Source organism: Bradyrhizobium sp. USDA 336, from assembly GCF_044908355.1.
GTDB lineage: Bacteria > Pseudomonadota > Alphaproteobacteria > Rhizobiales > Xanthobacteraceae > Bradyrhizobium > Bradyrhizobium yuanmingense.
In genome coordinates this window covers 4622605-4648925 of sequence record NZ_JBIYDC010000002.1, presented here as the reverse complement: position 1 = coordinate 4648925, position 26321 = coordinate 4622605, and the positions used below count along the sequence as shown (strand labels likewise).

At 63.2% G+C, this 26321-nt stretch carries 24 protein-coding genes and 2 pseudogenes; 16 read left to right on the top strand and 10 right to left on the bottom strand.

Going from position 1 to position 26321, the window contains the following annotated elements; translation table 11 throughout:
* Window positions 1-71: 71 nt before the first annotated feature.
* Window positions 72-773: a class I SAM-dependent methyltransferase gene (locus tag ABIA45_RS22675; RefSeq protein ID WP_404653717.1), complete on the bottom strand. Its 702-nt coding sequence runs from the start codon at window positions 771-773 to the stop codon at window positions 72-74.
* 105 nt (window positions 774-878) lie between these two features.
* On the opposite strand from ABIA45_RS22675, the gene ABIA45_RS22670 reads away from it, so the two are divergent.
* Window positions 879-1403: a Dps family protein gene (locus ABIA45_RS22670; protein ID WP_057027720.1), complete on the top strand. Its 525-nt coding sequence runs from the start codon at window positions 879-881 to the stop codon at window positions 1401-1403.
* A 120-nt stretch (window positions 1404-1523) separates the two neighbouring features.
* Here the strand turns inward: ABIA45_RS22670 and ABIA45_RS22665 are convergent, their stop codons facing one another.
* Together ABIA45_RS22665 and carA are read right to left on the bottom strand one after the other, a co-directional pair.
* Window positions 1524-2045: a hypothetical protein gene (locus ABIA45_RS22665; protein WP_404653715.1), complete on the bottom strand. Its 522-nt coding sequence runs from the start codon at window positions 2043-2045 to the stop codon at window positions 1524-1526.
* A gap of 244 nt (window positions 2046-2289) precedes the next feature.
* Window positions 2290-3480 carry a glutamine-hydrolyzing carbamoyl-phosphate synthase small subunit gene (carA, locus tag ABIA45_RS22660; RefSeq protein WP_404653713.1) on the bottom strand — a complete coding sequence of 397 codons (1191 nt, stop codon included), beginning with the start codon at window positions 3478-3480 and terminating at the stop codon, window positions 2290-2292.
* A gap of 146 nt (window positions 3481-3626) precedes the next feature.
* On the opposite strand from carA, the gene ABIA45_RS22655 reads away from it, so the two are divergent.
* The 7 genes from ABIA45_RS22655 (at window position 3627) to ABIA45_RS22625 (ending at window position 9278) form a co-directional block, all read left to right on the top strand.
* Window positions 3627-4337, top strand: a complete 711-nt coding sequence (locus ABIA45_RS22655; protein ID WP_404543889.1) for an alpha/beta fold hydrolase — start codon at window positions 3627-3629, stop codon at window positions 4335-4337.
* A gap of 51 nt (window positions 4338-4388) precedes the next feature.
* On the top strand, window positions 4389-4844 hold the full coding sequence (locus ABIA45_RS22650; protein WP_225174196.1) for a GatB/YqeY domain-containing protein: 456 nt from the start codon (window positions 4389-4391) through the stop codon (window positions 4842-4844).
* 126 nt (window positions 4845-4970) lie between these two features.
* The gene (locus tag ABIA45_RS22645; protein WP_271538901.1) at window positions 4971-6107 is read left to right on the top strand and encodes an epoxide hydrolase family protein; all 1137 of its coding nucleotides are present in this window, start codon (window positions 4971-4973) and stop codon (window positions 6105-6107) included.
* 186 nt (window positions 6108-6293) lie between these two features.
* A complete protein-coding gene (locus ABIA45_RS22640) occupies window positions 6294-7904 on the top strand; it encodes an AMP-binding protein (protein WP_404653709.1) in 1611 nt (536 codons plus the stop codon).
* Window positions 7905-7913: 9 nt separating this feature from the next.
* On the top strand, window positions 7914-8381 hold the full coding sequence (locus ABIA45_RS22635; RefSeq protein ID WP_404653707.1) for a MarR family winged helix-turn-helix transcriptional regulator: 468 nt from the start codon (window positions 7914-7916) through the stop codon (window positions 8379-8381).
* Window positions 8382-8478: 97 nt separating this feature from the next.
* Window positions 8479-8832 carry a nuclear transport factor 2 family protein gene (locus ABIA45_RS22630; RefSeq protein ID WP_036009556.1) on the top strand — a complete coding sequence of 118 codons (354 nt, stop codon included), beginning with the start codon at window positions 8479-8481 and terminating at the stop codon, window positions 8830-8832.
* A 2-nt stretch (window positions 8833-8834) separates the two neighbouring features.
* The gene (locus ABIA45_RS22625) at window positions 8835-9278 is read left to right on the top strand and encodes a hypothetical protein (protein ID WP_404653705.1); all 444 of its coding nucleotides are present in this window, start codon (window positions 8835-8837) and stop codon (window positions 9276-9278) included.
* A 102-nt stretch (window positions 9279-9380) separates the two neighbouring features.
* On the opposite strand, the gene ABIA45_RS22620 is transcribed toward ABIA45_RS22625, so the two are convergent.
* Window positions 9381-11609, bottom strand: a complete 2229-nt coding sequence (locus ABIA45_RS22620) for an ATP-binding protein (RefSeq protein WP_404653703.1) — start codon at window positions 11607-11609, stop codon at window positions 9381-9383.
* A gap of 239 nt (window positions 11610-11848) precedes the next feature.
* Between ABIA45_RS22620 and ABIA45_RS22615 the strand changes: the two are divergent.
* Window positions 11849-12618: pseudogene (locus ABIA45_RS22615) on the top strand (DUF2189 domain-containing protein).
* A 155-nt stretch (window positions 12619-12773) separates the two neighbouring features.
* Here ABIA45_RS22615 and ABIA45_RS22610 read toward each other — a convergent pair.
* The gene (locus ABIA45_RS22610; protein WP_271538889.1) at window positions 12774-13286 is read right to left on the bottom strand and encodes an SRPBCC family protein; all 513 of its coding nucleotides are present in this window, start codon (window positions 13284-13286) and stop codon (window positions 12774-12776) included.
* Between the two features lie 28 nt (window positions 13287-13314).
* A complete protein-coding gene (locus tag ABIA45_RS22605) occupies window positions 13315-13629 on the bottom strand; it encodes an ArsR/SmtB family transcription factor (RefSeq protein WP_404655732.1) in 315 nt (104 codons plus the stop codon).
* Window positions 13630-13741: 112 nt separating this feature from the next.
* On the opposite strand from ABIA45_RS22605, the gene ABIA45_RS22600 reads away from it, so the two are divergent.
* Window positions 13742-14362, top strand: coding sequence for a LysE family translocator (locus ABIA45_RS22600; protein WP_081494564.1), 621 nt, complete (start codon window positions 13742-13744; stop codon window positions 14360-14362).
* A 4-nt stretch (window positions 14363-14366) separates the two neighbouring features.
* On the opposite strand, the gene ABIA45_RS22595 is transcribed toward ABIA45_RS22600, so the two are convergent.
* Complete coding sequence (locus ABIA45_RS22595) at window positions 14367-15170, bottom strand: N-formylglutamate amidohydrolase (protein WP_404653701.1); 804 nt, start codon at window positions 15168-15170, stop codon at window positions 14367-14369.
* 76 nt (window positions 15171-15246) lie between these two features.
* Between ABIA45_RS22595 and ABIA45_RS22590 the strand changes: the two genes are divergently transcribed.
* Window positions 15247-15645 carry a gamma-glutamylcyclotransferase gene (locus tag ABIA45_RS22590; protein ID WP_271538887.1) on the top strand — a complete coding sequence of 133 codons (399 nt, stop codon included), beginning with the start codon at window positions 15247-15249 and terminating at the stop codon, window positions 15643-15645.
* Window positions 15646-15854: 209 nt separating this feature from the next.
* Here the strand turns inward: ABIA45_RS22590 and ABIA45_RS22585 are convergent, their stop codons facing one another.
* Window positions 15855-16418 (bottom strand): chlorite dismutase family protein, encoded by a 564-nt coding sequence (locus ABIA45_RS22585; RefSeq protein WP_157285031.1) that lies wholly within the window; start codon window positions 16416-16418, stop codon window positions 15855-15857.
* Between the two features lie 250 nt (window positions 16419-16668).
* Here ABIA45_RS22585 and dnaG point away from each other — a divergent pair, with 250 nt between their 5' ends.
* The 4 genes and pseudogenes from dnaG to ABIA45_RS22565 form a co-directional block, all read left to right on the top strand.
* Window positions 16669-18666, top strand: coding sequence for a DNA primase (dnaG, locus tag ABIA45_RS22580; protein ID WP_404653698.1), 1998 nt, complete (start codon window positions 16669-16671; stop codon window positions 18664-18666).
* Between the two features lie 378 nt (window positions 18667-19044).
* Complete coding sequence (gene rpoD / locus ABIA45_RS22575; protein ID WP_404653696.1) at window positions 19045-21180, top strand: RNA polymerase sigma factor RpoD; 2136 nt, start codon at window positions 19045-19047, stop codon at window positions 21178-21180.
* Between the two features lie 246 nt (window positions 21181-21426).
* Window positions 21427-24219 (top strand): hypothetical protein, encoded by a 2793-nt coding sequence (locus tag ABIA45_RS22570; protein WP_404653694.1) that lies wholly within the window; start codon window positions 21427-21429, stop codon window positions 24217-24219.
* A 40-nt stretch (window positions 24220-24259) separates the two neighbouring features.
* Window positions 24260-24617, top strand: a pseudogene (locus ABIA45_RS22565) (DUF393 domain-containing protein); the annotation flags it as partial.
* Between the two features lie 20 nt (window positions 24618-24637).
* Here the strand turns inward: ABIA45_RS22565 and ABIA45_RS22560 are convergent.
* A complete protein-coding gene (locus tag ABIA45_RS22560) occupies window positions 24638-24874 on the bottom strand; it encodes a hypothetical protein (protein WP_128264061.1) in 237 nt (78 codons plus the stop codon).
* Between the two features lie 16 nt (window positions 24875-24890).
* Window positions 24891-25298 carry a hypothetical protein gene (locus tag ABIA45_RS22555; protein WP_404653691.1) on the bottom strand — a complete coding sequence of 136 codons (408 nt, stop codon included), beginning with the start codon at window positions 25296-25298 and terminating at the stop codon, window positions 24891-24893.
* Between the two features lie 160 nt (window positions 25299-25458).
* On the opposite strand from ABIA45_RS22555, the gene ABIA45_RS22550 reads away from it, so the two are divergent.
* On the top strand, window positions 25459-26265 hold the full coding sequence (locus ABIA45_RS22550) for a lytic murein transglycosylase (protein WP_404653689.1): 807 nt from the start codon (window positions 25459-25461) through the stop codon (window positions 26263-26265).
* The last annotated feature ends 56 nt before the right edge of the window (window positions 26266-26321 follow it).

Sequence of the window (26321 nt, the reverse complement as noted above, 5' to 3'; positions counted from 1 at the left end):
ATTTCCGCCACCGGGCCATCAGGATTATTCCCGATCGGCGTGCGCCAGGCCACCTCAGCTGATCGTTATGCTTAACGGATCAGAGGCGGCCTCGCGATGAAGGTCATGCGCCAGCGGTTGTGCCCGATATTGCTGTGGGCGCGCTGGACCGCGAAGCCCGCCGCCTTCAGCTTGGCCGTGATCTCGTCCTCGCTGTAGCGCTGCAGTCCGATCTTCGAGCGCAGCTGGCGATAATCCGACAGCGCGGTGCTGATCAGCCCGATCAGCGCGTCCTTCAGAAATCCGTGACGCAGGCCGAACCCGAGCAGCGCCATCACATCCCTGACCATGCCGACATTGGGCTGTAGAACGTCCCCCAGCACCAGCTTGCCGGAGGGTTTCAGGATGCGGCGGATGTTCAATAGCGCCGCATCGAGCTCGTCCGGCGTCATGTATTGTGCGACCGAGTTCATCACGACGAGATCGATCGACTGATCCTGCATCTTGCGGACGTCCTCGAGCGAGCGGACGCGGATCTTGGTGTTTGGGGCAAACCGCGCGATCAGCCGGCCGCGCACGCCCGGCGCGGGCTCGGCCAGGATCAGCATGCCGCAGGCGGCCGCCACCTGGCTCGCCGACAGCGCTTCGCCGCAGGCATAGTCCAGCACCGTCGCATCGGGCGAGGGGATGTAACCGATGATGTCCCGCGCAATGATCTGGAAGTGCAAGTCGCGATGCAGCTTGCTGACATAGATCGTATGCGTCGAGTCGTAATAATCGATCCAATGGTCCATTGGTATCCCGCCCAGGGGTTCCTATCTAGGAACCGCGCTGCCCACCTTGCGTTAGGGGTGCGGCGGCGCGCCGTCAATGTCCGCGTCCTAACAGGAAGGTCTCCCGTGAGCAAAACCAACAACAAGGTCTCGCCCGAACTCGATACCCCCACGGATTTGTCGCCCGACGGGGTCAAGAAAGTCTCTGAGGCGCTCAACGTGCTTCTGGCCGACGCGTTCGCGCTTTATCTGAAGACCAAGAATTTCCACTGGCACATCAGCGGGCGCCACTTCCGCGATTACCATCTGCTGCTCGACGAGCAGTCCGACCAGATCTTCGCCACCACCGACCAGCTCGCCGAGCGCGTCCGCAAGATCGGCGGCACCACGCTGAGGTCGATCGGCCAGGTCGCAAAGCTCCAGACCATCAAGGACAACAACGAGGACTACGTCCCGCCGCGCGAGATGCTGCGCGAACTGATGCAGGACAACAAGCACGTCGCAGCCGCGATGCGCAAGGCGCACGACGTCTGCGACGAGGCCGGCGACGTTGCCAGCGCCAGCATTTTGGAGAATTTCATCGACGAGACCGAGCGCCGCACCTGGTTCCTGTTTGAAGCGACGAGGCAGGAAGGCGGCAACGAGGCGTAGGCCGAGCTTTCGTAGGGTGGGCAAAGCGAAACGTGCCCACCAACTGGATTGTACGGATAGAGTGGTGGGCACGGCGCGCAGGGGCGCGCCTTTGCCCACACTATCGCACCGCGCTCGTAGTTACCGCCACAGCCGCATCAGCGCGCCGTCCTTCCCGGTCACGGGATCAGCCGGCGGCAGCGCCACTTGCGGAATCGTCTTCAGCGCTTTCGCATGGTTCTCCGGCGTTGCGCGCGTGATCTCCATTTTTGCGCCTGGCGGATAGGCGCCGATCACGCAGAAATCATTGCTCGGCTTGATGCATTGATGGCCGGTGCCGGCGGGCAGGATCGCGACGTCGCCGGCCTTGATGTCCAGCTCCTGGCCATGATCGCCGCCGAAACGCACGCGCGCGCTGCCGCGCGCGACGCCGAGCACCTCATGCACCGTCGCATGATAATGCAGATAATCGTAGACGCCGTTGCGCCACGTCCCGCCCCAGCCGTTCGCTTCGAACAGATTCTCGATAGTCTCTTCCGGGCGCTTTGGGTCGAGCTTCACCGCGCCCTGGTAGACCAGGAACGGAAGGATGTTGTTCGGCACGAGCCCGTCATCCTCGAAAACAATGGCGAGCGGCTCGGCCTTGTCGCGGACGACGGACATGGCTGTGCTCCTGTGTCAGGGTAGCAGGAATCAACGAGGGGAGTGAGGCGGCGTTCCTGGTTTTGTCATTCCGGGGCGACGCGCAGCGTCGAGCTATGATGCGCAATTGCGCATCAGAGAATCCATCGCGCTGCAGAGTCTGTTGCCAGATGGATTCCGGGCTCGCGCCGCGCGCGCCCCGGAATGACGAAAAGCCCGGGGCGAGCCCGGGCTTTTGTCGTGAAGTATTCGTGATGAACGCGCCTTACGCCCTCTTCTTCTGCCGCATCAGATCGGCGAAGCGCTGGAACAGATAATGCGAGTCGCGCGGGCCGGGTGAGGCCTCGGGGTGGTATTGCACGGAGAATACCGGCTTGCCGTCGAGCTGGATGCCGCAATTGGACCCATCAAACAAGGAAATGTGGGTCTGCGTCGCGCCTTTCGGCAGTGTCGTCTCGTCCACGGCAAAACCGTGGTTCATCGAGGTGATCTCGACCTTGCCGGTGGTCTCGTCCTTGACGGGATGATTGGCCCCGTGATGGCCCTGATGCATCTTCTTGGTCTTGGCGCCGACGGCAAGGCCCAGCATCTGGTGGCCGAGGCAGATGCCGAAGGTCGGCGTGCCCGATTTGATCACGTCGCGGATCACGGGCACGGCATATTTGCCGGTCGCGGCCGGATCGCCCGGACCGTTGGACAGGAACACGCCATCCGGCTTCATCGCCAGGATGTCTTCGGCCGGGGTCGTCGCCGGCACCACCGTCACCTTGCAGCCGACGCCGGCGAGCAGGCGCAGGATGTTGCGCTTGATGCCGTAGTCGATGGCGACGACGTTGAACTCGGGCTTGTCCTGCCTGCCAAACCCATTGTCCCAGGCCCAGGGCGTCTCGTCCCAGGTGAAGCGCTGGCCGCTCGTCACCATCGGCACGAGGTCCATGCCTTCGAGCCCCGGCCACTCGCGCGCTTCTTCCTTGAGGCCGTGCAGGTCGAACTCGCCGGTTCTGGAATGCGCGATCACGGCATTTGGCATGCCCTTGGAGCGGATCAGCGCGGTCAGCGCGCGGGTGTCGATGCCGGAGAGGCCGATGATGCCGCGGGCCTTGAGCCAGGCATCGAGATGCTTGGTGGCGCGGTAGTTCGAGGGATTGGTGATCGCGGTGCGCAGGATCACGCCGCGCGCGCCGGGCGTCGCGGCCATGTTCACCGTCTCGATGTCGTCCTCATTGGTGCCGACATTGCCGATATGCGGGAAGGTGAAGGTGATGAGCTGGCCGGCATAGGAGGGATCGGTCAGGATCTCCTCATAGCCGGTCATTGCGGTGTTGAAGCAGACCTCGCCGACGGCGTGGCCCTCGGCGCCGAGACCAAAGCCCTCCAGCACCGTGCCGTCGGCAAGTACGAGGAGCGCGGTCGGTTTGTGGTCCGGCCAGGCGGGATCGTTGTCATGTTGTGTCATGAGCCCGCTTCATAAGCCCCCCGCGTGTGCACGTCAAAGCGAGAGAAGGCCGATTCACATGCGTTTTTGCATATTTGACAGGCCTCCTCCCACCCTTAAGCTCGGCCGCACAATTTCCGGCAATTTCCTGGGCTCGCGAGGCAATAATGGACCAGACCACCCCCATTGTGCTGGTTCCGGGGCTGGCGTCCTCGGCCCGGATCTATGCGTCCGTGATCCCTGCGCTCTGGCGTTTCGGGCCGGTGACGGTCGCCAACCACATCCGCGACGACAGCATGGCGGCGATCGCCCGCCGCATCCTCGCCGAGGCGCCGCCGCGCTTCGCCCTCGCCGGCCATTCCATGGGTGGCTACATCGCCTTCGAGATCATGCGCCAGGCCAGCGAGCGCGTGACAAAGCTCGCGCTGATCAACACGCAGGCGCGGCCCGACACGCCGGAAGCCACCGCACGCCGCCGTGCCCAGATGGAGCGCGCCAGACGCGGCGAGCTGCGCGCCGTGCGCGAGGAGAGTTTTCCGGAGCTCGTGCATCCGTCGCGGCGTGACGATGCCGGGATTCTCGCGCTCGTGCATGCGCAGGACGAGGACGTCGGCGTCGAAGGCTATCTGCGGCAGCAGACCGCGATCATCGCACGGGTGGATTCGCGCTCCTTGCTGGCGACGATCACATGCCCGACGCTGGTGCTGACGGGCGATGCCGACAACACCATCCCCAACGCCTTCTCCAAGGAGATGGCCGAGGGGATCACCGGCGCCAGGCTCGTGATCCTCGATCGCTGTGGGCACCTGCCGCAAGCCGAACAGCCGGAGGCGACCGTTCAAGCGCTGACCGAATGGCTCCGAACCGAGGTTGTCTGAAGGCCACGAACGGCCTAGATCAAGCGTTGGATATTCGAAGGGATCACGATCATGCTGCGCGACGACATCAACAATGCGGTCAAGGAGGCCATGAAGGCCAAGGACGAGCGCAAGCTGTCCACGCTGCGCATGGTCAACTCGACCATCAAGAACGCCGACATCGACGCGCGCGGCAGCGGCAAGCCGCCGCTGTCGGATGCCGACATCCTGGCGGTGCTGCAGAAGATGATCAAGCAGCGTCAGGAGGCGGTCGAGCTCTACGACAAGGGGGGGCGCGCCGAGCTTGCCGCGCAGGAGCGCGAGGAGATCGCGGTGATCTCGGCGTATCTGCCGAAGCAGATGTCCGACGACGACGTGAAGAAGGCGATCGCGGATGCGATCGCCGAGACCGGCGCGGGCGGCATGAAGGACATGGGCAAGGTGATCGCCGCGCTGCGCGCGAAATACGCGGGACAGATGGATTTCGGCAAGGCGTCCGGTCTCGTGAAGGCAGCGCTGTCGGGCTAAGTCGTCATTCCGGGGCGTGCGGAGCACGAACCCGGAATCCATCGGGCTTCCGACTCCGTTGCGAAATGGATTCCGGGCTCGCGCTACGCGCGCCCCGGAATGACAACAAGAACAAGGGGAGGCACGATGACCACCGTCAAGCCATTTCGCATCGCCATCGGCGACGACATCCTCGCCGACCTGAAGTCACGCCTCGCCCGCACGCGCTGGCCGGATGCGGAGCTGGTCGACGACTGGAGCCAGGGCGCGCCGCTGAAATGGATCCAGGAGATCTGCACCTGTTGGGCCAACGAGTATGACTGGCGCTCGCGCGAGGCAAAGCTCAATCGCTTCGCGCAGTTCACCACCGAGATCGACGGGCTGGACATCCACTTCATTCATGCGCGCTCGAAGGAGCCTTCGGCGCTTCCGTTGATCATCACCCACGGTTGGCCCGGCTCCATCGTCGAGTTCCAGAAGGTGATCGCGCCGCTCACCGATCCTGCCGCGCATGGCGGCAATCCCGCCGACGCCTTTCACGTGATCTGTCCCTCGCTGCCGGGCTTCGGCTTCTCGGGTAAGCCAAGGACCACGGGCTGGGGCGTCGATCGCATTGCCGCGACCTGGGCCAAGCTGATGGATCGCCTAGGCTACGCGCGTTATGGCGCCCAAGGCGGCGACTGGGGCTCGGCGGTGACGACCTCGCTCGGCGCGCAGGACCCCATTCATTGCGCCGGCATCCACATCACGCTCGCATTCAACGCGGCGCCGAAGGTCGAGGGCGAGCCGACGCCAGAAGAGAAACGGGCGCTGGTGGGCCTCAAGCATTATGTCGATCTCGATTCCGGCTACTCCAAGCAGCAATCGACGCGGCCGCAGACGCTCGGTTATGGCCTGACGGATTCGCCGAGCGGACAGGCGGCCTGGATCCTGGAAAAGTTCTGGGCCTGGACCGATTGCAATGGCCACCCCGAAAACATCTTCAGCAAGGACGAGCTGCTCGACAACGTCACGCTCTATTGGGCGACGCAGACGGCGACCTCGTCGGCGCGGCTCTATTGGGAGAGCTTTGGCAAGCGCCGCACCACGCCGGTGGTGAAGGTCCCGACGGGCGTCGCGGTGTTTCCAAAGGAGATCATCACGCCGGTGCGGCGCTGGATGGAGCCGAACTTCCATGCCATCACGCATTGGAGCGAGATGGAGAAGGGCGGTCACTTCGCGGCATTCGAGCAGCCGGAGCTGTTCGTGCGCGATGTCCGGAAGTTCTTCGCAACGGTGCGGTAGCTTCCGCTGTCATTCCGGGGCGACGCGCTAGCGTCGAACCCGGAATCCATCAAGCGGCGTTTCCTGTGGCCCGATGGATTCCGGGCTCGCCCTTCGGGCGCCCCGGAATGACGGCGAGGGACTTGTCCCGTGCGCCCGCGGCCCTAGACTGAACGATAATAACAAGACACCGGAAACGACCATACCATGCTGACCGAAGCCGCAACCTACGACGAACTCGTCCGCAACTTCCGTTGGGATATCCCCGCGCGCTTCAACATCGCGGAAGCGTGCTGCGATCGCCATGCCGACGGCACCGGCCGGCTTGCGCTGATCTATGTCGACGACACCGGCGCCACCACCAGCACCACCTTCGACGAGATCGCGGAGATGTCGCGCCGCTTCGCCAATGTGCTGAAGGCGGACGGGCTTGTCCGCGGCGACCGCGTCGCGGTGTTCCTGTCGCAGTCGGTGGAATTGCCGATCGTGCATATGGCGGCGTTTCGCTCGGCCCTGATCTCGATCCCGCTGTTCGCCCTGTTCGGCGAGGACGCGCTGGAATTCCGTCTGTCGAATTCGCAGGCCAAGGCGATCGTCACCGACGAAGCCGGCTGGGAAAAGCTGTCCAAGATCCGCGACCGCCTGCCGGAGCTGAGCAACGTTTACATCGTCGGCGCACGCGTGCCCGCCCGCACGACATCGTTCTGGGATGCGGTGAAGGCCGCTTCGCCCGACTTCACGCGCGCGGACACCTCGGCCGACGATCCCGCCCTGATCATCTACACGTCGGGCACGACGGGTAACCCGAAGGGCGCGCTGCATGCGCATCGTGTCGTGCTCGGCCATCTGCCGAACGTGGAGATGTGCCACAACTTCTTGCCCAGGCCCGGCGATCTCATGTGGACGCCGGCGGATTGGGCCTGGATCGGCGGGCTCATCAACGGTCTGCTCGCGTTCTGGTACCACGGCATTCCCCTGGTCGGCCATCGCGCGCGGAAATTCGAGCCGCAGGCGGCGATGCAGATGATGGCCGATCTTGCCGTCCGCAACGTCTTCCTGCCGCCGACGGCGCTGAAGCTGATGCGGCAGGCCGGCGTCAAGCATTCCGGCGTCAAGCTACGCAGCATCTTCACCGGGGGTGAATCGCTCGGGGGTGAATTGCTCGGCTGGGTGCGCGAGACGTTTGGTGTCGACGCGCATGAGGTGTTCGGCCAGACCGAGTGCAACCTCGTGATCGGCAGCAATGCGAACCTGTTTCCGATCCGCCCGGGTTCGATGGGCAAGGCGACGCCGGGCTTCGATGTCCGCATCGTCAACGACAAGGGCGAGGAATTGCCGCGGGGTCAGCGCGGCATCATCGGCGTGCGCCAGCCGTGCCCCGTCACCATGCTCGAATATTGGCGCAATCCGGAGGCGACCGCGAAGAAATATGCCGGCGACTTCCTGCTCACCGGCGATCTCGGAGTGCAGGACGAGGACGGCTATTTCTGGTACGTCAGCCGCGAGGACGACGTCATCACCACCGCCGGCTACCGCGTCGGCCCTTCCGAGATCGAGCACACGCTGATGAAACATCCGTCGGTGGCCATGGCTGCGGTGGTCGGCATTCCCGATCCGATCCGTACCGAATCGATCAAGGCCTGGATCGTGCTGCGTCCGGGCTTTGCCGGCAGCGACGCGCTCGCGCGCGAGATTCAGGACTTCGTCAAGGTGCAGCTTGCCGCGCACGAATATCCGCGCTTCGTCGAATTCACGGCGACGCTGCCGATGACGGCGACCGGCAAGGTGCTGCGCCGCGAGCTGCGGGCGAGAGGCTAGCTTCCAATCATGGCAAAGACGGTTCAAGCCGCGGGGCTTCACCGCGCCTCGCTTGCAAAGCTGCACGAGCTCGATACGGCGCTGGAGCTCATGTATTACGGCTGGCGCGGCATGACGCTTGAGGCCGACGCATATCTGGCCAAGCAGGGCCTGTCGCGTCCGCACCATCGCATCCTCTACGTGGTGGCGCGCCGGCCCGATATCGCCATCGGCGCGCTGATCGAGATCCTCGGCATTTCCAAGCAGGCCCTCAACCGGCCGCTCAATCTGCTCCTCGAGCGCAAGCTCTTGACGTCGAAGCGTGCGCCGGAACAGCACCGCTCGAAATTGCTGCGCCTGACGGAAGCGGGGCGGCGCATCGAGCAACGCGCCTCGGACCGCGAGCGCCAGGTCATGCGCGAGGCGTTCGCGCGCGTCGGGGCGAGCGGTGCGGCGGGATGGATCGGCGTGATGGAGGCGATCGCCGACAACAACTGACCGAAATCTCAAGTCAACATAGTTGACATGAGGCGCGCGTTTTGCCACCTTCCTGGCCACAAGGGAAGGGAGGATCCGTGTCGTGAGCGGACAGGCAATGGACCGCGCGGCCGCCGCAAGCTTCGTCGCGGCATGGTGCGCGAACTGGTGCAAAGTGGACATCGACGCTGTCGTCGCCCATTTTGCCGACGATGCGCAGATGCGCAGCCCTCTCGCGCTCACCCTGACGGGGTCTCCGACCGTCACCGGCGCCGAGAACATTCGCGCCTACTGGCGGAAAGCCTACGGCCACATCGAAAGCGCCGACCTGAAGATCCTGGACTGGAGCTGGGACGAGGCGATCGCGCGACTGACGGTGTGGTGGCAATTGGGCGATACGCGCGCCAGCGAATTCATGGACTTCGACGATGCGGGCCGTGTGGTGCGCAGCGAAGCCTTCTACGGGAAATGACCATGCGATTTTCGGATATCGTCCTGCTTCTCAACGCGCTCTGGTTCGTGGGCGCGTTCATCCAGTTCAGCATCGCGCAAACCAACACGTTGAAGATCCTGCTGCCGCGGGAGGAGCGCAGCAATCCGATCGCGCCGACCCTTGCGGCAAGTGTCGCGTTCCTCGGCGGCATGAATCTGCCGATTGGGCTCTTGTCGCTCTATCTCCTGGCCGCCCGTCCGTCCTTCTTCCAGCCGGTCGAAGCGCAACTCGCGCTGTTCCTGTTCTTTGCCGCCTGCCATTTCAGCCAATTCGCCTATAACGTCCCGGTGCTGATGCGCGGTGGCCGCGTCGGGGTGGCCTATTGGCCGGTGTTGAAGGGTCCGATGCTCCGGATCTTCGTCATCGACGCGGCTCTGTTCGCGGCCAATATCGCAGTGGCGCTGCAGCTCACGATCGCGTCCTGATCTAGAGCATGATCCGGAAAAGTGTGAAGCGGTTTTCCGAACAGATCATGCTCAAACAACAATCTAAAGCGCGATGACGATTCATCCTAACCGCATCGCGCTTTAGCGCGGCGGCTCCGCAAGGGCCGCGCGCAGCATCGCGGCGAGCTCCTTGCGCCGGAACGGCTTGGTCAGAATGCGCGCGTCGATCCCCTCGGGCGTCTTGACCGGATCCTGACTGTAGCCGGACGTGAAGAGCACCTTGAGACCGGGCCGCAGTTGAACAGCCTGCCTCGCCAGCTCCGGCCCGAACATGCCGCCGGGCATCACGACGTCGGTGAACAGCAGCTGGATGTCCGCGGACTGGCGCAGCACGTCGAGCGCCGCGGGTCCGTTTGCCGTCGTGATGACGCGGTAGCCGAGCGCTTTCAGCTCGTTCTCGACATAGGCGCGCACCATGTCGTCGTCCTCGACGACGAGAATCGTCTCGTATCCCTCGGGTGCGGCGACACGCGCTGGCGGCGACGGCTCCTCGCTCGACGACGTCGGCAGGCGAGGAAAGAACAGCCGGACCACGCTGCCTTGACCCGGTTCGGACTGCATCTGCACGAGTCCGCCGGATTGCTGCGCAAACCCGTAGACCATGCTGAGGCCAAGGCCGGTCCCCTTGCCGACCTCCTTGGTGGTGAAGAACGGCTCGAACGCGCGCTGCAACACCTCGCTGCTCATGCCGGACCCGGTATCCTTCACGGCCAGCATGACGTAGTCGCCGGGCCGCGGCTCGCCGTTGACGTCGAGGTCGGATTCACGGAGCGATGCATTCCGCACCTCGACCATCAGCTTGCCGCCGTCAGGCATCGCGTCGCGCGCGTTGAGCACGAGGTTGAGCACGGCCGTCGCCAATTGGCCGGGATCGACGCTGGCGAGCCAGAGATCCGGTGCGAACGTGAAGCTGGATTCGATATGCTCGCCCAGGGTCCGCTGCAGAAGCTGCTTCATGCCGGTCACCTGCTCGGCGATGTCGATCTCGCGCGGCCGCAGCGGCTGCTTGCGCGCGAAGGCGAGCAGGCTCCGCGTCAGGTCGGAACCCCGTTCGGCGGCGGTCGCAATGTCGTCGGCGATCCGGCGCAATTCCTCGTTGCCCGCAAGCCTGTCGGCGAGGTGCTCGGAATTGCCGAGAATGACGGTCAGGAGATTGTTGAAATCGTGCGCCACGCCGCCCGTGAGCTGGCCCATGGCTTCCATCTTCTGCGACTGGCTGAGCTTGTGGCTGAGATCGGCAATGGCGGCGCGCTGCTGCTCGAGCGATTCGGCCGTGCTGTTGAGCAGCGTCATCAACCCGCCGAGCTCGCCCCCCGGGTGGGGCTCCGGAATGCGCGCGCTGAGATCGCCGTGCCCCAGGCTCTTCGCCATGGCGGCGAGCCGCCCGACTTGCCGTCCGATGCTCACCGTCGTGAGGATCCAGAGGCCGGCGAGGAGCAGCAGCGAGGCGACCGCCAGGATCGCCATGTCCTCGTAAAGCCGGCGGTTCGCTGCCGCGATCAGTCCGTCCTTGGACCGCCCCACCAAGATATAGAGTCCGGCCTTGCGGATCGCGGGCGAGCGGGCAACGCCCCAGATCTGCGTGCGGCCGTCGTGATCGGCGATCTCCCGGAATGGTTCGCCGTCGGGATCTGCCGCGAAGCGGAACAGGTCGGAGCCCGCAATGGAGCCGCCGATGGGTACGCTCCAGCCGCCGCGCTTGGGGGCGGCCAGGACCGTGCCCTTGGCGTCGACGAGCAGGATGTCCTTCTCGGCGAGCAGCCGCTTGTCGTGAAACTCCGCGAATTTGTTCAGGTTGAAGGACGCCAACAGCACGAATTTCAGCGCGCCTGTATCCGATCGCACCGGATAGGCGATCTGCAGCACCGACAGTCCGGTGAGGCGGCCGAACACCGGTTCCACCGCGACGAGGCCGTGAAGAGTCTTGACCTCTTTGAAATAGCCGCGGTCGTTCAGGTCGAGCGTGCGGTTGGTCCGCAGCGAGTCGCAGAACAGCCTGCCGTCGGGATCGATGGTCAGGATACCCGTGAACTGCGGATATTCCTCGCGGACGTCCGACAGAAACGCCGAGCATGCCGCCTTGTCGCGCGTGTCGAGGTCGCGGGCACGGGCGAGCCCGTAATGAAGCTGGGCAGTCCCCTGGATCTTCTCGCCGAGATCGCTGGCGATGTCGTCGGCGGATGCGGCGAGATTTGCCAGCGCCGCGTCGATCTCGCTCGTCCGGTTCTGCACGAAGCGCAGCCCGACCAGAATCGCCGGCACGAGCATGGCCGCGATGACGAGGATAAGTAACCGGGTACGCAGGCTCATCGGTGGGCGATCGGCTCTCGGGCGACGGTATTCTGAGGTGCAATTTGCGGCACGATCATCTGCCCCGTCCATAGCGGTCGGTGCAAAATCGCGCGAAAGGCTAACGATTTCGCCGTGCGAGCATCGTCTTTTCGCTGCCACCCTTCGCGCCGGCCGGCATCAAGTTGCGCCGCCGCGCGGCGGCGCTAATATCGCGGTATGCGCGCGACGAAGATCGCGCCGATCTGCGGAGGAAGCTGATGTCCATCTCGGGCAAGGTCGATCCGGTGGTGCGTCCCGTGGCGGCGGTCGACATCGCCGAGGCGCTGGCCCTGGGCCTGCGCGATTTCCAGGCGCTGCCGCTCTACGGTCTCTGCTTCGGCGCGCTCTATGCCGCCGGCGGCATCGTCATCATGCTCTGTCTCACGCCCTCGGCATGGTCTACCTGGTCTATCCCCTCGCTGCCGGTTTTGCGCTGATCGGACCGTTCGTTGCGATCGGCCTCTACGAAGTCAGCCGGCGCCGCGAGCGCGGCAAGCCGGTCTCGTTCGCTGCGATCTGGTCCGCGATCCGCTCGCGCAGCGAGATCGGCTGGATGGCCTTCGTGACGTTGTTCGTGTTCGTGGTCTGGATGTACCAGGTGCGGCTCCTGATCGCGCTGCTGCTCGGCCTCAACGCCTCGTTCTCGAGCTTGCAGGAGTTCATGACGGTGGTGCTGACGACCAGCGAGGGCCTCTTGTTCCTGGCCATCGGCAACGCGGTCGGGGCCGTGCTGTCGCTGATCCTGTTCTCGCTGACCGTGGTGTCGTTCCCGCTGCTGCTCGATCGCGAGGTCGATTTCGTCACGGCCATGGTGACGAGCGTGCGCGCGGTGGTGACGAGCCCGCTGCCGATGATCTCGTGGGCCGCATTGATCGTGATGCTGTTGATCGTCTCGGCGCTGCCCTATTTTCTCGGGCTGGTGGTCACGCTGCCGGTGCTCGGGCATGCGACATGGCACCTGTACCGCCGGTTGGTGGCGCCGGTGTAGGCCGTCGCCCCCGCGAAGGCGGGGGGGCCCATAACCCCAGGGAGAAGTTGGGGCGCGAAGTCGTAACCACGAGTCTTCGCCAAACTTCATCCTGTGGTTATGGGTCCCGGGCTCGCGCTTCGCGCGCCCCGGGACGACAGCGGAGATTGCCTCGCTCAAGGCACCTTGATCCCCATCGCCTTCAGCGCCTCCAGCAGCCGCACCGGCGGGGACATCTCGATATGCGGCGCCTTGCCGGTCTCCAGCAGGCTCTTCAATCCGGAGAGGATCGCGGGCCAGCCGGTGCGGCCGCCGGAAAGGATGTCGTCGCTGAGCTCGCGGTCGTGGCGTTGGCTCAGGGTGAGACGGACGGCTTCGCCGGCCTGCTCGATCTCGTAGGTAACAATGGTGGTGCCGAGCTTTTCCACGAGGTCCGGCCAATTGACGTTCCAGCTCACCGTCAGCCTCCTCGGCGGATCGTATTCGAACACTTCACCGCGGATGTGCTCGGAGCCGTCGGGCGCATGCACGACGAAACTGCCGCCGAGCTTCGGCTCCATCTCCACCGCAAAGCCGGAAAAATATTTGCGGCTGAACTCGGCGGACGTCAGCGCCTCCCACACCTTCTCCGGCGTCGAGGCGATGTAGATGGTGTAGACGATCAGCGGCTTGAATTGATCGAGGTTCATCGTTCATCAAATCCTTCGTTGAGCGGACTCACTCGTTGCCGTTCTCCAACTGACGTTTCAGCTCGTTGAGCGCGGCGAGCCTGCTGCGTTCGAACTTCCTGATCCAACGTTCGCCGATCTGATGGATCGGCACCAGGTTGAGGTAGTGCAGCTTCTCGCGTCCATGCCTGATGGTGGTGATGAGGTTCGCTTCCTCCAGGATGGCAAGGTGCTTGGTGACGGCCTGTCGCGTCATCGCAAGCCCCTCGCAGAGCTCGTTCAGTGTCTGGCCGTTCCTGGCGTGAAGCCTGTCGAGCAGCGAACGTCGCGAGCTATCCGCGAGCGCCTTGAAGACCTCATCCATGGCGGTGAGAATAGGCAACCAAATGGTTGCGTGTCAAGATGGAACGGCTCACACGACTTCCGTTCCAGCTTGGGCCATGCATTAATGCGCCCGAACCGCAGCGAGTCCTCCCATGATGTCCATGCAAGCCTACCTCGCCTTCGTCGCCGCCTGCATTGCGCTGGCGCTGCTGCCGGGGCCGATCGTCACCCTCGTCATCGCCAATGGCCTGCGCCACGGCACGCGTGCGGCGCTCATCAACGTGGCCGGCGCGCAGGCCGGGCTTGCCATCGTCATCGGCATCGTTGCGATCGGCCTGACCTCGCTGATGGCGACCATGGGCTACTGGTTCGACTGGGTGCGCTTTGCCGGCGCCGCATATCTGATCTGGCTCGGCATCAAGCTGATCTGGGAGCCGGTCGAAGGCGTCGATGTCGACGCGCCGCCTCCGCCGCCGCGCGGCGGCTTCTTCCTGCAGGGATTCCTGGTGCTGCTGTCGAACCCCAAGGTGCTGGTGTTCTTCGGCGCTTTCATCCCGCAATTCATGGACATGAGCCAGCCGCATTTCCCGCAGGTCGCGCTGCTGGGTGCCACCTTCATGGTGACGGCGGTGATGACCGACGCGCTCTACGCGATTGCCGCCGGGCGCGCCCGAAAATTCTTCTCGGCGCGGCGCACGCGAATGGTGTCGCGCATCTCAGGCGGCTTCATGATCGGCGGCGGCATCTGGCTGGCACTGACGCGGGCGAAGTGACCGCTTAACTCATTCCCTGCTCGCGTAGCGCGGCCTCGATCTCGCGCAGGATCCGCGCCAGCCGCTCGGCCCATTGCTGCTGGCCGCTCTCCTCGGCGATCAGGTCCTGGCGGATCTCGATGCCGGTGTTGACGAGGCCGCGCGCCTCGCCGTGGATTGGAATCGTGTAGTCGGTGATGTCGCTCACCGCATAAGGCTGGTTGTCGCCGACGACGAGCGCGCTCTCGCCCCGCAAATGCTGCAGCATCAGCCGCGGCAGCACGGTGTCGCGGTGATAGAGCGTGCCGATGTGCCAGGGCCGCGGCTCGCCGTAAAAGACCGGCGTGAAGCTGTGCAGCGCCACCAGCACTGTCGGCCTGCCCGCCCTGATGCGCGCATCGATCGCCGCGCCAATCCGGCCGTGATAGGGATCGAAGATCTCGCGCCGGCGCATCTCCTTGGCCACGGCCGACAGATCCTCATTGCCGGGAATGGCGGTCGCCTCGGAGATCACGGGAATCGAGCTTGCAACGCCCGGCGGTCGGTTGCAGTCGATCACCAGGCGCGAATAGCGCTGCGCGATCAGCTGCGCATCGAGCATCTCGGTGAGCCGCTCGGCGACGCCGGCGATGCCGATGTCCCACGCGATGTGCCTGTCGAGATCGCGGTCCGCGACGCCGAGATCGCCGAGCGCGCGCGGCAGCACCCGTCCGTAATGGTCCGCGGTGAGCAGGAACGGCGATGTGCCTGCCGTATTCACCTCATGCACGGGCGGAATGTCGCCCTCGCCGAGCAGCTGGTCGGTTGCGTCGGCTATGTCCAAAGCCATCCTGATTTGCCTATGGAATGACAAACTGTGTAAACGGAGTAGCGGTATCGCACCGATGCCGCAACGTTGGAACGGCATGAGCTCGGATAGACTTTTCGTTTACGGCACCCTGATGCGCGGCTTCGACCACCCCATGGCGCGGCTGCTCGCCGGCCATGCGGAATTCATCAGTGAAGCCACCTGCCGCGGCCGGCTCGTTCTGGTGAAGCACTATCCGGGATTGCTGCTCTCCGAGGCGCCGACCGACATCGTCCATGGCGAGTTGTTTCAGCTGCGCGTGCCGGACGAGCTCCTGCGCGAACTCGACATGTACGAGGCCTGCGGCGAGGGCTTTCCCGAGCCGACGGAATATCTGCGACAGATGATCGAGGTGACGCTGCCCGACGGCGCCACCGGGAAGGCCTGGACCTACGTCTACAATTGGCCCGTCACCGATCTGCCGCGCATCGCATCCGGGCGCTTCCTGGAGCATTAAAGGCTTGATGAAATTAGGTTCGATTGTTGCAACGACGGAGGTGGGCTCCCTCTCACGCTTGCGGGAGAGGGCTGGGGAGAGGGTGCTTCCGCAATGGGACAATCCCCAAGAGGAGAAAGCCCTCACCCGGCGCTTCGCGCCGACCTCTCCCGCAAGCGGGAGAGGTGAGCGAGCCGCGGCAATCGATCCAGACTAAAGCCATCCCGCTTTCAAGCCGACAGCACTTCCTTCACCACGCGCACGTCGACCTCGCGCTCGACATAGGTCCATTCCTCGGTCCGCCGCAGCATCGCCACCAGCTCCTCGAACAGCGAGGCGTTCGCGGGCGCGAATTCGAACCAAGTCAGGAAATCGAAGGGGCCGCCGAGATCACGGCAATGATAGAGCTGGCGCGCGATCGCGGGCAGAAAACGAAGACTGCTGGCAATGTGGTGCGACTTGTCCTCGAAAATCTTGCGGCGCTCTTCCTGGGTCAGCTCCCACCAGGCCTGCGATTTGCGGATCGGAATCAGCGCCGCGCTGGTGGCCTCCAGCCGGCCGAGGCCGGCCTGCACGGCGACGAGCTGCTGCTTCTCAGGCCTTTCGGTGTAGCGCAGGCTGCTGGCGACGCCGACCAGCCGCCAGGCATTGCGCGAGGGCACCAGCGGCAACGAGACGGCCTCGCTGTCGGTCACCGACAGCGCCGGCACGAAGGGCAGGGACTCGCCCGTCACAGGCGAGAGCGAGGTCACCCGCCAACCCCCGGTCTGGCCGCCCCGAAAGGTCCTGAACATGGCGGTATGGAAGCGTGGAACCGGGCGCGGTTCAAGTGCTCTATGCGGTCATTCCGGGGCGCGCGAAGCGCGAGCCCGGAATCCATTTCTCCCCGCATTCCGGCGGCGCAATGGATTCCGGGCTCGCGCCCCGGAATGACGGAGAGGGCTGTGAACAGCGCGCATAAGCCCGACAAACCTGACTTTTAGGCCCGCCGTCCCTATATCCCTGATCCTTCGCCCGACTCAAACGCTCGGCTAAACTCGCCCCATGCGCTTCACACCCCAGTTCCTCGACGAGCTTCGTGCCCGGCTTTCGGTCTCCGAGGTCGTGGGCAAGCGCGTCAAGCTGAAGAAGGCGGGGCGCGAGTGGAAGGGGCTGTCGCCGTTCCAGCAGGAGAAGACGCCGTCCTTCTACGTCAACGACCAGAAGGGCTTTTATCACGACTTCTCCTCGGGCAAGCACGGCGACATCATCACCTTCGTAATGGAGACCGACGGCCTGCCGTTCGCGGAAGCCGTGGAGCGGCTCGCCAACATGGCGGGCCTGCCGCTGCCGGCGGTGACGCCCAACGCCGCGCGCGAGGAGCAGCGGCGGCGCTCGCTGCATGACGTGATGGATCTCGCGGCGAAATTCTTCGCCGAGACGCTGGCCTCGCGCGTGGGCGCGAAGGCGCGCGGCTATCTCGCCGACCGCGCCATCTCGCCGGCGACGCAATTGCAGTTCCGCCTCGGCTATGCCCCGCCCGATCGCTTCGCGCTGAAGGAGCATCTCGGCAAGCTCGGCGTCTCCGTCGAGGACATGATCGAGACCGGCCTGTTGATCGGCGGCGACGACATCCCCGTTCCCTACGATCGCTTCCGCGATCGCGTGATGTTTCCGATCACCGATCTGCGCGGCCGTGTCATCGCCTTCGGCGGGCGTGCGCTGGAGAAGGACGTTCCGGCCAAGTACCTGAACTCGCCGGAGACGCCGCTCTTCCATAAGGGCGACAATCTCTACAATCACCAGACTGCGCGCAAAGCCACCCATGACGGCAGCCCGCTGATCGTGGTCGAAGGCTATGTCGACGTCATCGCCATGGTCACCGCCGGCTTTGCCGGCAGCGTCGCGCCGCTCGGCACCGCACTCACCGAGAGCCAGCTCGCGCTGCTCTGGAAGATGGCGGACGAGCCGATCCTCTGCTTCGACGGCGACCGCGCCGGACAGAAGGCGGCGTATCGTGCTGCGGACCTTGCCTTGCCGTTCCTCGCGCCCGGCAAGAGTCTTCGCTTTGCGCTGCTGCCGGAAGGGCAGGACCCCGACGATCTCGTGCGCTCCGGCGGGCGCGGTGCGATCGAGGAGGTGATCGGCGCTGCCCGTCCGCTCGCCGACATGATCTGGTCGCGCGAGCTCGAGGGCGGCAATTTCGCAACGCCCGAGCGGCGCGCCGCGCTTGAAGCCCGCATCAGGGAGCTCACGGGCGGCATCCGCGACGAGGTGGTGCGGCGCTATTATCGCGACGAATTCGTCGAGCGGCTGCAGCGCACCTTCGCGCCCGAAGGCGGGCGCGGCTTTGGCGGCCGGGGCAATTTCCGCCCCGGTGGCGGCCGCCCGTTCCAGCCGCGGGGCGGGGCGAATCGATTCGGCGGACAAGGGTTCGGCGGCCGTCGCGGCGCCCCGGGTCCGACCCCGCTGCCCTCCGGCCCCTACCAGGCAGCGAGCCCGCAGCTGGCGGCAAGCCCGATCCTGCGGGGCCAGCGCAGCGCCATCTCCCGCCGGGAGGCGCTGATCCTGCAATCCCTGATCAACCACCCCTGGCTGCTGCACGAGCATTTGGAGGAGGTCGCCGCCCTGGAGCTGGCCCATCCGGAGGCCCACAAGCTCCGGGCCGCCATCATCGCCGCCTTCGCCAACGACCATCACCATTCGCCGGACCCCGGCGAGCAGGCCGAAAAGATGCGCGGCGACCTCGCAAAGGGCGGATTTTCTCAAACTCTTCAAAGGGTTGAGAATGTCATCACGACCCAGGCGGTGTGGGCCGCCCGCGAGGGCGCGGCGCGGGACGACGTTCTTGCCACTTGGCACCAGCTGGTTGCCTTGCATCGGCAATGGCATTCACTACTTAGAGAGCTGAAAGACGCCGAGCTGGCCTTGGGGGAGGATCCCAGCGAGGCCAATTTGGCGTGGCTGCGTGACGTCAAGGCTCGGATAGGGGAAGTCGACGGTACCGAGGCCCTGATCGAGGGTTTTGGCGAGCTGTCGGGCCGGCTCCAGAAGAGCATGTGATGAAAGAATCATGCGGACGGCCACGGCTGGAACCGCTAAAAGACTCGCCAAATCCTAGGTTTGGCGGCAAAAACAGGGTTAATCGAGGCTTAACGGTCTTGTAGCACTTTGGCCCAGAGGCGGCCGCAGGCATAACAGACGCGTCAGGAATGAATCCGCGCAATCGCTGTTGGCACTACACCTGCATCCGCCGCGACAAAGAGGCTGACGAAGCGTTAGGCAATTCCGGCGAGAGAGAGTTGGGGGTGGCGAGAGGTTTGTGCGCCGCCCTTTCCGTGTCGAGAGCTGCCGAAGCGAGAGCGTCGAGCAACAGGTTCATGTGAATTCACGCGAAGGCGCGGGCATGCGTCTCGCATGAAGCGCGTTTAGGAGCAATGGATGGCCACCAAGGCAAAGACGCTGCAGGCGAAGGACAAGGAAAAAGACGACAAGGCAGCGGATGCGCCGGAGAAGGATTCCCAGGACGCGCCCTCGCCCTTGCTCGACCTGTCCGATGCGGCCGTGAAGAAGATGATCAAGCAGGCCAAGAAGCGCGGCTTCGTGACCTTCGATCAGCTCAACGAAGTCTTGCCGTCCGACCAGACCTCGCCCGAACAGATCGAGGACATCATGTCGATGCTCTCGGACATGGGCATCAACGTCACCGAAGCCGACGACACCGAAGGCGAGGAAGAGAAGGACGAGGGCGACGACGAGACCGATAACGAGCTCGTCGAGGTCACCCAGAAGGCCGTCACCGAGGTCAAGAAGAGCGAGCCGGGCGAGCGCACCGACGATCCCGTGCGCATGTATCTGCGCGAGATGGGCACGGTCGAGCTGCTGTCCCGCGAAGGCGAAATCGCGATTGCGAAGCGAATCGAGGCCGGCCGCGAGGCGATGATCGCGGGCCTCTGCGAAAGCCCGCTGACGTTCCAGGCCATCATCATCTGGCGCGACGAGCTCAACGAAGGCAAGATCTTCCTCCGCGACATCATCGATCTCGAAGCCACCTATGCCGGCCCGGACGCCAAGGGCGGCATGAACGCTGCGATGATCGCAGGTCCCAATGGCGAGGGCAGCGAAGCGCCCGCCGAGAGCGGCGAAGCCACGGCGTCTGCAGCCGCGCCCGCCCATGTCGCCCCGCCCGCGGCGCCCCCGTCGCCGACCCCGTTCCGCGCCGCGCCTGCAGCCGCCCCCGAGGGCGAGGAGAAGGATCCGGGCGAGGCCGCGGCCGAATCCGACATGGACGACGACGAGTTCGAGAACCAGATGTCGCTCGCGGCGATCGAGGCCGAGCTCAAGCCGAAGGTGGTCGAGATCTTCGACCGCATCGCCGACAGCTACAAGAAGCTGCGTAAGCTTCAGGAGCAGGACATCCAGAACCAGCTCCAGAACGAGTCGCTCTCGCCGCACCAGGAGCGCAAGTACAAGAAGCTGAAAGACGAGATCATCGTCGAGGTGAAGTCGCTGCGCCTCAACCAGGCGCGTATCGACAGCCTCGTCGAGCAGCTCTACGACATCAACAAGCGCCTCGTCTCGCATGAGGGCCGCCTGATGCGCCTTGCCGACAGCCACGGCGTCGCGCGCGAGGATTTTCTGCGCAACTACACCGGCTCGGAGCTCGACCCGCGCTGGCTCAACCGCGTCTCGAAATTATCGGCGAAAGGCTGGAAGAACTTCGTCCATCACGAGAAGGACCGCATCAAGGACCTCCGTCACGAGGTGCATCAGCTCGCCGCGCTGACCGGCCTCGAGATCGTCGAGTTCCGCAAGATCGTGCACTCCGTGCAGAAGGGCGAGCGCGAGGCCCGCCAGGCCAAGAAGGAGATGGTGGAAGCCAACCTCCGTCTCGTGATCTCGATCGCCAAGAAGTACACCAACCGCGGCCTGCAGTTCCTCGACCTGATCCAGGAAGGCAACATCGGCCTGATGAAGGCGGTCGACAAGTTCGAGTACCGCCGCGGCTACAAGTTCTCGACCTACGCCACTTGGTGGATCCGGCAGGCGATCACGCGTTCGATCGCCGACCAAGCCCGCACCATCCGCATCCCCGTGCACATGATCGAGACCATCAACAAGATCGTGCGCACGTCCCGCCAGATGCTCAACGAGATCGGCCGCGAGCCGACCCCGGAAGAGCTCGCCGAGAAGCTCGGCATGCCCTTGGAGAAGGTCCGCAAGGTTCTCAAGATCGCCAAGGAGCCGCTGTCGCTGGAGACGCCGGTCGGTGACGAAGAGGATTCGCATCTCGGCGATTTCATCGAGGACAAGAACGCGATCCTCCCGATCGACGCCGCGATCCAGTCCAATTTGCGCGAAACCACCACGCGCGTCCTCGCATCGCTCACCCCGCGCGAAGAACGCGTCCTGCGCATGCGCTTCGGCATCGGCATGAACACCGACCACACGCTGGAGGAAGTCGGCCAGCAATTCAGCGTCACGCGCGAGCGTATTCGTCAGATCGAAGCGAAGGCGCTGCGGAAGCTGAAGCATCCGTCGAGGTCGCGGAAGCTGCGGAGCTTCTTGGATAATTGAGAGTTTGAAGAGCCCCGCTTACGCGGGGTTTTTCTTGCCCTGTTGGCCCGCCGCTACTACCGGACCCTCAAAATACGATGCTAGACTAGCCGTATGCCGTCTCGAAATCGCTTAGAGCTTAAGGCTTACATTAGATTTCAGCTATCGCAGCTCTCCGCCCGCAATGCGCATCATGAGTTTGAAAATCTAGCATTCGAGATTGCTAGAATCCGAGTAGTTTCAAACCTTCTCCCTGCGACTGGGCCCGTGCAGGCGGGCGGCGATCAAGGTCGCGACTTCGAGAGTTATAGAACGTTTCTTGCTGGCTCGACGATAGGTACGTCGACCTTCGCGACGCGTGCGAGTCAGGGCGTTCTTGTTGGCGCTTGCTCTCTCCAAAAAAGCATAATTGAAAAGATTAAGGGCGATCTTGCAACAATCTTTGGTGCTGGTACGCGACCCAATCATGTCGTCTATTTTTGCGAAGCCGACATCCCAGTCGCGAAACGACACGAGATACTCGCGCTTTGCCAGCAGCAATATGGCGCAACGCTGGAAATATTCGACGGGCAGGCAATCGCGGACATGCTCGCAGACCGCGACACCTTTTGGATCGCGGAGCAGTTCTTGTCAGTGCCCGCGGATAAGTGGCCCGAAGAGACGACTGACGAGCGCTATAGATCGCTACGCGATCGATGGATTGTGCAAGGCGACCGACCTCAGAATTTCTCCGACTTTCTTGATATTAAGGAAGGTTTGCGGGCTGCCACATTTGAAGATGGCGCAAAACCTGATCTCACTTCGTGGCTAAGGCAGATGGGGGAGTTCTTGGCTGACGGTCTATCGGATCGTTTAGTCCAAAAAGCTCGTTACGAAATTTCAGTCGCTGAGCTGCGTGGTAGGGGTTCGTTGGATCCTGCTCGAGATATTATGACAAATTACTTTGCGAATCTTTCCGTCGAGTCTGCAGCGTCTGAGTTGCGCGATGCAGCAGTTCTCAGCGTTTATGCGTGGGGGGCGCTGGGCCATCAGCAGACCTCGATACCAACGAAAACTATAGAGTCGTGGAGTGACAGGATTCGAACTATCCTCGAGACTGCATTAGAAAATGCCAAGCGCATTGTTGATCGCTGCGTTCTACTTGAAGCCAAGGCAGTGCTCAGCCCGGTATCTTTCGTGCAGCAGCTGGATGCTCCAGAGTTTGCCAATCGCTTTTTTGCCGCTTGGGGTGCTTTGGTGCAGCAAATCAAGCAGACGCCGTACTACCCTGTGGAGCAAGTCGCGAGAGTGCTGGAGCAGGCGACTCCGATAATTGGCGCTGATCCAAGATTTCGTGCCCTTGCGGACGATGTAGACTTGCTCGTCGCTGAGCGGACAGGCGCTGGAGCCGCTGCTGATTTGGCTCGTCGAAGAGCGGTCGCTCACCTCAAAGCGGAAAGATACATTGCTGCAATCAACGAACTGCAGCGAGCAAAGATTGGATGGTTTTCGGGAGAGAGCATGGAGGGCTCAATCCTGTCCATGCTTGTGATTAGTGAATCGCTGTCAGAGCTTAATCTGCAATTTGCAGCGCGATATTATGCTGCCGGTGCGTTGTTTTTGATATTGAATCATGAAGGCGAGGACTTAAAGCGCAAGCTTGGCCCTGCGTACTTTCGTTTGGCCGAGACATACCATGCTACGGGGGAAGGGATTTCCTACCTTTATTCACTTTCGGAGGCTCTCGATGCTCATCACGCCGTTGCAAGAGATCCGCATGATTGGACAAAGCACCCGCATGTTCAAGCGTCGTTTGCGCAGGCTACGATCCTGCGAAGCATCGCGCGACATCTTGATCCAGCTTTAGTTCCGCTTATTGATCAAGCGATATCGAATTGGCCGCTGCCAGAGAGCGAGAAGAAGGCATTTATTAGCCTTTCTGAACGGCCCCCTTGGTCGGAGATGTCCCGAGAGGAAGTCGAATCGAAGGTCGCTGAGGAGTTGGGCGTACACCCATTTAGTGACGTGGGCCCCAGAGCAGCAACCTGGTCCGCACTTGGTATTGTTTGGACGGTAACGGCTACCCCGTCGCCCGAACATTGGTTGGCTGTTTGTGAGATTGCCGCGATCTTGCAACTCGCTCAAGTCGAGTTTGCTGATACTGATCTAGTTGTTATTCCCTCAAATGCGACAATTGAGGTCGAAATCTCAGCGGTACAGCGCCCTAAGGTTCAGCAGCTACCAGACAACGGGAGGCTGGCCTGGCGAGTAATCATGCCAGCGGAATACGCTCATGATCAAGTCGACGATCAATCGTTTGAACTTGCTGCGATAGCGATTACCATATTGGGACAAGCCACGGCGCTACCATTCTCTCGCTTTAAAGAGTTGACTGAAGAGCGCTTTGCCCGTGGCATGTCAGCTCGTTTTTTCTCTGTCCGCCCAATTCGTGAGTTGTTAGCGTTTGCGCAACCGGCAGGCATTCCGTGGACCGCGCTAAGCAATACCGCCCGTCAACCGATACAGGCTTATCTGGCGCCGATTGAGGCCCGGGAGCTGAGTTGGCCCGTCTTGCCAGGACCTGGGTACTCGCGCGAGCGTGCGGAAGAGTTTTTGCGAAATCGATACGAGGTAAGCCAACGCTCGATCGAGGTCACCCTTCCTAGCCTTCTTGCCGACCCGCGCTGTAGAGAATTGATTCAAGAGCTGCGGGTAGAGGGATTTCTAGATTGGCAGATCTTGGGGATTATCAGCAGCATAGTTACTCAGTTTCAAGTTGAAGCCGCGTCGCGGGGGATGGATGTGCGCCTTCTCGAAGCGGCGATGAAAGATCGCATTTACCGTGCTGAACAGGCGAGCGATCCAAAGTTTGAATTAGGAGAGTTTACCCGCGATCGTGTTTTCTTTCAAAAGAAGATCGTTGCGGTGGCGGCACTAAGGGCTTGGGGACTTGAGGTCCACCGACAGACTCCCGACTTCGATGGCGTCAAAAAGCTTTTAGATTTGCGCTACGGTCATTCAACGGACGATCTGCCGCACGACGATCCATTTGGATTGAGCAAGACGAATGATGGGCATTGATGTTCGATTTCACGGATGACGCGAGACTCCATACTTTGCCGTCTACTACAACACCCGCTGCCCCGTCTGCGACGCCAGGCATCGATTGGCAGCGCAACAAGCTGGTGGCGCTGGTGCGTGCGGGCACGGTCGAGTTCAGGGACATCAACGAGCAGCCTGATGCACTGGCGCATTTCGGCGCTTCGCTCGACGACATCAGGCGGCGCCTGCATGCTACCGATGAGGACGGGCGGCTCGTCGTCGGCGCGGATGTCGCGATTGCGCTCTGGCGGCTGACGCCGGGGGTGGGGTGGCTTGCGGCGCTGTTCGGCAATCGCGTGGCGCTGCCGGTCACGCAGTTTGCCTATGACCGGTTTGCCGATCTGCTGTTTGCCTGGAATAGATGGATCGGGCGCTGATGAGCACCTGCCTCTGCCGCCTACTTCTTCTTCGCCCCCACCCGTTCGATCCGCTTGATCTCCAGCACCGGCTTGCCGCTCTTCTCCGCGATCTCGCGGTCCTGCTCCATGATGAAGGCGCGGGCGGGTTCGTCGCCGTCGAGGCCGCCGAGCAGCTCGGCCGGCACGCGGCGGTTGGAGCGTTGGGAATCGTCTTCGTAGACGACGTTGAAGAAGGCGAATTCGCCTTTAGGGTTGGTTCCGGGTTTTTTGGCCATAGCGGCTTGTCCCCGATCAGGACGCCGCAGTCAAATGACTTTCGGGATTATGACTTTCGGAATTGTGTCTTTCGGGATCGTCGCCACGCCCTTGCCAATAAACGGCGGGCCGAAGCCCGCCGTTTATCTCTTCAGCGTCGCCCGGGGCTGGCAGGGCGACAACCTGAGATAGAAGGCTATAGAAGGCGCGCTGGGATGGCAAGGCAAATCGTGGTGGCGTCGATGTCGCAGCGAGCGCACCAGATATGCGCTGGGTGATACAGCCCCGCATCGAAACAATTGTTTGGATTGCCAAATCAGTTTGTTCATCTCGCAACGGCGGCGAGAGGCCGTGGGCGTCAACGTCTGGAGCTTGCGATATTGGCACAATAGCACTGTTTTGCCCGACGGTCAACGCTGATTCGGAAAAATAGCAAAAGGCCATCGCTTGACGTCTACTGTGCATGGGGTTGTTTTGCGGTTTTTGTTTCGGCGCCGTCGGTCGCAGGCAGCGCTATGATCGATCCGGTCGCTTTGACGCGAATCCCGTTCCCGGGCATGATCCTCAGCGCTGCTTCGCTGGGATTCCTGGGGGATTGCTCCACATGCTGAGACTGCTTCTCGCCGCCGCCGTCGTCGTGCTTCTCTCCGGCGGGTCGGCGCAGGCCGCCCGCTGCGGCGGCGACTTCAACGGCTTCATCGCCAGCATGGCGCAGGAGGCGCAGGCCGCCGGCGTCTCGGGGAGTGTGACCAATGCGGCGCTCGGTGGCGTGACACCCGACCCTGCGGTTCTCGCCTTTGACCGGCGCCAGCGCTACACCTTCAACAAGACCTTCGAGCAGTACGTCGCGACCCGCGTCGGCCCGGGCCGCATCAATGGCGGGCGCGCGATGCTGCAGCGGCATGCCGCGCTGCTGTCGCGCGTCGAGCAGAAGTTCGGCGTGCCCCGTTATATCCTCGTCGCGATCTGGGGGCTCGAGAGCGATTTCGGCAAGGGCGACACCGGCAAGCTGCCGGTGGTCCGCACGCTGGCGACGCTCGCGCATGATTGCCGCCGCACCGATCTGTTCCAGGGCGAGCTGCTGGCCGCACTCAAGATCGTACAACGCGGCGACCTGCAGCTGCGCGACATGATCGGCGCCTATGCAGGCGAGATCGGCCAGACCCAGTTCCTGCCGTCGTCCTACATCAAGTACGGCGTCGATTTCGACGGCGACGGCCATGTCGACCTCCGCCACAGCATCCCCGACGTGCTCGCCTCGACCGCGAACCTCCTGCACACGAGCGGCTTCAAGATGGGCCAGCCGTATGGCGAGGGCACCCCGAACTTCGAGGCGATGCGCGAGTGGAACAGGGCCGTGGTCTACCGCAAGACGATCGGCTATTTCGCGGACCGGCTGATGGGGCAGTGACGGCGGCACTCCGCCGGCCACATCCGTCATTGCGAGCGCAGCGAAGCAATCCAGAG